Source organism: Streptomyces sp. CRN 30, from assembly GCF_034105845.1.
In genome coordinates, this window is the sequence record NZ_JAVRHI010000549.1 from 22,311 (window position 1) to 28,887 (window position 6,577).

Annotated in this window: 6 protein-coding genes, 1 tRNA gene and 1 pseudogene; 6 read left to right on the plus strand and 2 right to left on the minus strand. The window is 69.6% G+C overall.

What is annotated here, in order from left to right; translation table 11 throughout:
• Positions 1–57 precede the first annotated feature (57 nt).
• From pyk to UW392_RS63660, 5 genes are all read left to right on the plus strand, one after another.
• Positions 58–1,494, plus strand: a complete 1,437-nt coding sequence (gene pyk, locus UW392_RS63640) for a pyruvate kinase (RefSeq protein ID WP_320784642.1) — start codon at positions 58–60, stop codon at positions 1,492–1,494.
• Positions 1,495–1,573: 79 nt separating this feature from the next.
• Positions 1,574–2,311: a response regulator transcription factor gene (locus tag UW392_RS63645; protein ID WP_320784643.1), complete on the plus strand. Its 738-nt coding sequence runs from the start codon at positions 1,574–1,576 to the stop codon at positions 2,309–2,311.
• Between the two features lie 52 nt (positions 2,312–2,363).
• Positions 2,364–4,232, plus strand: coding sequence for a HAMP domain-containing sensor histidine kinase (locus tag UW392_RS63650; RefSeq protein WP_320784644.1), 1,869 nt, complete (start codon positions 2,364–2,366; stop codon positions 4,230–4,232).
• Positions 4,233–4,332: 100 nt separating this feature from the next.
• Entirely contained in the window at positions 4,333–4,746 is a 414-nt protein-coding gene (locus UW392_RS63655) for an LPXTG cell wall anchor domain-containing protein (protein WP_320784645.1), read from the plus strand.
• Between the two features lie 78 nt (positions 4,747–4,824).
• Positions 4,825–5,418, plus strand: a complete 594-nt coding sequence (locus UW392_RS63660; protein ID WP_320784646.1) for a class F sortase — start codon at positions 4,825–4,827, stop codon at positions 5,416–5,418.
• Here UW392_RS63660 and UW392_RS63665 read toward each other — a convergent pair whose 3' ends face one another.
• Together UW392_RS63665 and UW392_RS63670 are read right to left on the minus strand one after the other, a co-directional pair.
• Positions 5,419–6,183: a transcriptional regulator gene (locus UW392_RS63665; RefSeq protein ID WP_320784647.1), complete on the minus strand. Its 765-nt coding sequence runs from the start codon at positions 6,181–6,183 to the stop codon at positions 5,419–5,421.
• 113 nt (positions 6,184–6,296) lie between these two features.
• A tRNA-Leu gene (locus tag UW392_RS63670) sits at positions 6,297–6,371 on the minus strand.
• 99 nt (positions 6,372–6,470) lie between these two features.
• Between UW392_RS63670 and UW392_RS63675 the strand changes: the two are divergent.
• Positions 6,471–6,577 (plus strand): annotated as a pseudogene (locus UW392_RS63675) (response regulator); the annotation flags it as partial.

The window sequence follows — 6,577 nt, forward strand, 5'->3', positions numbered from 1 at the left end:
GTTGAGTAGTCATACCCGACCAATTGTCTACCGGGCGGTAAGCCCTAGGGTCGAAACATGCGCCGAGCAAAGATCGTCTGCACTCTCGGGCCGGCCACCGACTCCTACGACCGGATCAAGGCCCTGGTCGACGCCGGAATGGACATCGCCCGCTTCAACCTCAGCCACGGCGAGCACGCCGAGCACGAGGACCGCTACCAGCGCGTGCGCAAGGCCGCCGACGAGAGTGGCCACAGCGTCGGCCTCCTCGCCGACCTCCAGGGTCCGAAGATCAGACTCGGCCGCTTCACCGAAGGCCCGGTACTCCTCGAACGCGGCGACACCTTCACCATCACCGTCGAGCCGGACACCGAGGGCGACCGCCACACCTGCGGAACCACCTACTCCGGCCTCGCCGCCGACGTCACCACCGGCGAACGCATCCTCGTCGACGACGGCAAGGTCACCCTGGAGGTCACGGGCGTCGACGGCCCCCGCGTCCACACCAAGGTCGTCGAAGGCGGCTTCGTCTCCGACCACAAGGGACTCAACCTCCCCGGCGTCGCCGTCTCCGTCCCCGCCCTCTCCGACAAGGACGAGGCCGACCTCCGCTGGGCGCTGCGCACCGGCTTCGACGTCATCGCCCTGTCCTTCGTCCGCAGCGGACGCGACATCGAGGACGTCCACCGGATCATGGACGAAGAGGGCCGCCGCCTCCCCGTCATCGCCAAGGTCGAGAAGCCCCAGGCCGTCGAGAACATCGACGACATCGTCGCCGCGTTCGACGGCATCATGGTCGCCCGCGGAGACCTCGGCGTCGAAATGCCCCTCGAACAAGTACCGATCGTGCAGAAGCGCGCCGTCAAGCTGGCCAAGCGCAACGCCAAACCGGTCATCGTCGCCACCCAGATGCTCGACTCGATGATCGAGAACTCCCGCCCCACCCGGGCGGAGGCCTCCGACGTCGCCAACGCCGTCATCGACGGCACCGACGCCGTCATGCTCTCCGGCGAGACCAGCGTCGGCAAACACCCCGTCGAGACCGTCCGCACCATGGCCCGCATCGTCGAAGCCGCGGAAGAGGACATCCTCGCGGGCGGCCTCCCGCCCCTCACCGACACCAGCAAGCCCCGCACCCAGGGCGGCGCCGTCGCTCGCGCCGCCGCCGACCTGGGCGACTTCCTCGGCGCCAGGTTCCTCGTCGCCTTCACCCAGTCCGGCGACACGGTACGGCGCCTCTCCCGCTACCGCTCACCCATCCCGCTCCTCGCCTTCACCCCCGAACCGGCCACCCGCTCCGAACTCAGCCTCACCTGGGGCGTGGAAACCTTCCTCGGCCCCCACGTCGACTCCACGGACGCGATGGTGCAACAGGTGGACGAGCTGCTCCTCCGGTACGGCCGCTGCGAGCGCGGCGACCTGGTCGTCATCACGGCCGGATCACCTCCCGGAGTGCCCGGGGGCACCAATATGCTGCGGGTCCACCACATCGGGGAGGACGACGACCCCCGCTAGAACCCGCACCGACCGCTCGGACGAGGGCCCCTCACCACCGGAGAGGGGCCCTCTTTCGAACTCCCCTACGATCGTCCGCGTGTGCGCAGACGTCATCGTCGCCGAAGACGACGAAAAACAGGCCGAACTGATACGCCGCTACCTCGAGAACGAAGGACACACGGTGACCGTCGCCAAAGACGGCCTCACCGCTCTCGAACAGGTCCGGCACCGCACCCCCGACCTCCTCGTCCTCGACGTCATGATGCCCCGGGCCGACGGCCTCGACGTCGTCCGCGTCCTCCGCGCCGAACACCGCGACCTCCCGGTGCTGATGCTCACCGCCCGCAGCACCGAGGACGACCTCCTCCTCGGCCTCGACCTCGGCGCCGACGACTACATGACCAAGCCCTACAGCCCCCGCGAACTCATGGCCCGCGTACGCACCCTGCTGCGCCGCACGAGACGCACCACCACCCCGGACCCCACCCCCGACCCCGACACGGACCACCGCCTCGCGGTCGGCACCCTCGTCATCGACACGGCCCGCCACGAGGTCACCGCCGACGGCCGCCCCATCGAATGCACACCCGGCGAGTTCCGCATCCTCACCGCCCTGGCCGCCGAACCCGGACGCGTCTTCAGCCGCCAGCGCCTCCTCGAAGAACTCCACGGCTTCGACCGCTACATCGGCAACCGCACCGTCGACATGCACATCTCCAACCTCCGCAAGAAGATCGAACCCGACCCGCGGAAACCTGTCCGGCTGCTCACCGTCTTCGGCGTCGGCTACAAGATGGCGGAAACCGGAAAGGGCACCCGCCGTGCGACGACCTAGCACACGGACACGACCGCCCCTCCGCAGAAGCCTCCTCGGCCGCCTCCTGCTCATGTCCGCAGCCGTCGCCGCCTGCTCGGTCACCGCCACCGCCTGGCTCGCCTCCCAGACCACCTCCGGCGCCATCAGACAACAACAAGGACGCGACCTCACCGCCGACGCCCGCATCTACAACACCCTCCTCGGCTACGCCGCCGCGCACCCCCGCTGGGACGACGTCCAGCAGACCGTGCGGAACCTGGCGGAACAGTCCGAGCGCCGCATCGTCCTCACCACCCAGAGCCGACAGCTCATCGCCGACTCCACCGAACAGAGCACACCCCCGCTCCTGCCCCCACAAGCCTCCGCCGTCGTCGACCCCCTCTCCGTGGACACCGCCCTCACCGAAGCCTCGACCGGCACCGCCAACCGCATCGACCCACGAGCAGTGGGCCCCTTCCTGCTGCCCACCACCGAACAGAAGACCCTGCGCGAAGCCGCGGACGACAACGTCGCCTGCCTCAACCGCATCGGCATCGCCGCCGACATCGTCCGGACAGCCAGCGGACGCCCCCGCGTCCAGCTCGTCGGCAGCCAGACCACCACCCCCCAGGAAACCCGGTGCCACACCGGCGAACTGGACCGCCCCACAACCACCGAACAACAAGCCCTCGACGCCCTCAACCAGCTGGTCAACGCCTGCCTCGACCGCCAGGACCGCCCCGGCGTACGACTCAACCTGGACCTCTCCTGGCCACGCGCCGGCACCGACGGATACGACGACGGACCGACCGAAGCCCCCGTCGCAGCGGAACGCGTCCCCACCCTGGCCCCCCAACCCGTCCCCTCCTACGCCGCCGAACCCGCCGCCCCCGACAGCGAGGCCGACCGCGCAGCCGCCTCCTGCGTCGACAGCGCCCGCCGCGAACAACTCGGCACCTACGTCGCCTCACCCGCCCTGCTCTTCATCACCGACCCCGGCGGCACCCCCGCCACCCCCGCATACGACCTCACCCCGGCCAACACCGCACGCATCGCCGGAGTCGCCGCCGCCGTCCTCGCCCTCACCGTCGGCGCCTCGCTCCTCGCCGGAGCCCGCCTCGTACGCCCCCTGCACGCCCTCACCGGCGCCGCCCAGCGCATGCGCGACGGCGAAGAACCCGAGACCGTACCCGTCGCCGAGGACAACGAGATCGGCCGGCTCGCCGCCGCCTTCAACGACATGACCGCCCACCGCGCCCGCCTCGAAGACCAACGCAAGGCCATGGTCAGCGACGTGGCCCACGAACTCCGCACCCCGCTCAGCAACATCCGCGGCTGGCTCGAAGCCGCCCAGGACGGCCTCGCCACCCCCGACCCCGCCTTCGTCGCCTCCCTCCTCGACGAAGCGGTCCAGCTCCAGCACATCATCGACGACCTCCAGGACCTCGCCGCCGCCGACGCCGGCGCGCTGCGGCTGCACCACGAGCCCGTCCGCATCGACGAGCTCCTCACCCAGGTCGCCGCGGCACACCAGGCCGGGGCGGACACGGCGGGGGTCACGCTGGAGGTCATCGCGGGCGCACCGGTCCCACTGACCGCCGATCCGGTACGACTACGGCAGGCCGTAGGCAACCTCGTCTCCAACGCAGTCCGCCACACCCCGACGGGCGGCCGGGTCACCCTGAGCGCGTACGCGGACGGACAGGAGACAGCCATCGACGTCACCGACACGGGCAGCGGCATCGCGGCCACCGACCTCCCGCACGTCTTCGACCGCTTCTGGCGCGCCGAGAAATCCCGCAACCGCCGCACCGGCGGCAGCGGACTCGGCCTCGCCATCGTCAGGAAACTGACCGAAGCCCACGGCGGGACGGTGAACGCCACCAGCACCGAAGGGCAAGGCTCCGTCTTCACCCTCCGCCTGCCGACGAAGGACCACAACAAGCTGACGGCACCCTGACAGGTTCCTCACAACCCCCGGCCAGTCTTCGGTCATGGCCCCGCATGACGCAGAACGCCTCACGCATCACCGAGCCGGGCCGGAACTGGAGCCTTCCCACATGTCCCTGTCCCACCGACTCCCCCTCCGCGCCGCCGTGGTCACCCTCGGCGTGACCGGCGCGGTGCTCCTCCCCACCACCGGCGCCCTCGCGACCGACGACCCGACGCGCGCACCCTCGGCGGCCCCGTCCGAGGCCACCGAGGCCAAGCCCGAGCCCACCACCGCCCCCGAGGACGGCGCCGACCGCACCGACCGCGCGGAGGAGGTCGAGGCCGCCGAACCCGCCGAGGACAACGGCCCCACCCGCGCGCCGCAGCAGGGCGAGATCCCGCGCGGCGGCGTCGCCGCCGGCGAACGCCCGGCCACCGACTCGAACACCACCCTCTACGGCACCGCCGCCGGCACCGTCCTCCTCGCCGGCGCGGGCACGTACGTGCTGCGCCGCCGCGCGGGCGCGCAGCGCAACGGCTGATCTCTCCTGAAGGGCGCCTGGTCCACAGCGGCAGCGGTGGACCAGGCGCCCGTTCTTTCCCGCTTTCCTGGAGCCCTCGTGTCCCGCACACCCCGCCACACCCTGCCGGCCCTCGTTTGCGCCGCCCTCGTCGCACTCGCGGGCTGCTCGTCCAGCCCCACGGCGACGAACGACACCCCCACCCGCACGCCCCAGCACAGCCCCGGACAGCAGCAGCAGACCACCCGCCCGACCGCCCCCGCCCGCGTGACCATCCCCTCGATCGGCGTCTCCAGCCCGATCATGGAACTCGGCCTCAACGAGGACCGCACCGTCCAGGTCCCACCCCCCGACAAGGGAATGACCACCGGCTGGTACACCGGCAGCAGCATCCCCGGCGAACCGGGCGCGGCCGTCCTCATCGGCCACAACGAAACCCGCCACGGCGAAGCCGTCTTCTGGGACCTGAGGAAACTCAACGAGGGCGACACCGTCACGGTCGAGGACGGTCAAGGCGACACCGTCGACTTCACCGTCACCACCACGGAGACCGTCGACAAGGACGCCTTCCCCTCCCAGAAGGTCTACGGCCCGACCGGCGAACGCGCGCTGCGCCTGGTCACGTGTGACGGCCTCTTCGACGAGGAGGGGCACACGGAGGACAACCTGATCGTGTACGCGGTGGCGAGTTGATCAGTGCTTGGGGCCCACGTGGACGTCCATGAGGGCGACTGAGGCTTTGCGGGCGACGGAGATGTTGATCGGGGTGCCGTTCCGAGTGAGGGTCGTCCACTCGATGCCGACCCGGTCGAGGGCATCGGTGAACAGCTTCCGGATGTCGTCGGACTTGTTGGTGAAGAAGTACCGCGGGTACTCATAGCGCTTGCGCTCGCCACCGATGAGCCGTGTCGTCCAGTTGGTGATGCGGCAGCCGTCGGAGTGGATGAGACCGCGGATGAACTCCCAGGGATGGGCGTCGACGATCTCCTGCTGCCAGGGTTCTAGGACGATGGGACGGTCGTGCTTCTTGCCGGGGCCGTGCTGGGGGAAGAGACAGGGCCAGTGTTTGCTGGAGCCAGTCACAGCGACACACCCCTGCTTCTTCACTCGGCACACGCTGTTGTGAGGCATCACGTCGCGAATGGCGGCCTCGCATGCATCAATGAGCCCCGGCCAGGCGTTGTCGCAGACGATGCGCAGGAAGTGCACGCCTCTGCGATGCGCGCTGATGTGGCCGTCGCCGAGATAGAAGCCCAGGAGATAGGCGTACGAGGCCGGACGCTCGGGGTGGCTAGGTTCGTCCAGGCAGCGGCAACACGGACGGCCGGTGCGTCGACGGGGTTCGGTAGAGGTGCGCCAAGAGCGGAGAGCGGCGCGGGAGATGCCGGTCTCCTTGCTCACCGAGTTGAGGCTGCGCCCCTGAGAAACCAGCGCCAAGACTCGCTTGCGTGTGCTCACGTCGTAATGTGGTCACTGTGGGGTGGTGATAACCGATACGCACGGGAAGTCAGAGAAATTAGCGAGAACGTGGCCGTCCGCTTATTGTCGTGACCTTGGAAACCAAGGAAAAGTGCCCCGAGTCGGATTCGAACCGACACTGTATGGGTTTTGAAGCCATCGCCTGCTGCCAGTTGGGCTACCGGGGCCCAACGAATCGAAGGTTTCCTCCGACCCGCTGCCCGTCCACCATACCGCAGCTAGGTAGGCTCTTGGGAGCAGCACCCTGCCCTGAACAAGGAGCCCACGTGACCTCCCCCGAGACGCCCCAGCCCGTCGACGTGCCCGACGACGACCAGTCGCACGTGCCTCCCCTCACCACCCGTGTCGTCATCGCCGAGGACGAGGCGCTGAT

What these genes read in the sequence shown, in the direction of transcription:
- pyk (WP_320784642.1), top strand. Translation starts at nt 58, where the DNA reads ATGCGCCGAGCAAAGATCGTCTGCACTCTCGGGCCGGCCACCGACTCC.
- UW392_RS63650 (WP_320784644.1), top strand. Translation starts at nt 2,364, where the DNA reads ATGTCCGCAGCCGTCGCCGCCTGCTCGGTCACCGCCACCGCCTGGCTC.
- UW392_RS63655 (WP_320784645.1), top strand. Translation starts at nt 4,333, where the DNA reads ATGTCCCTGTCCCACCGACTCCCCCTCCGCGCCGCCGTGGTCACCCTC.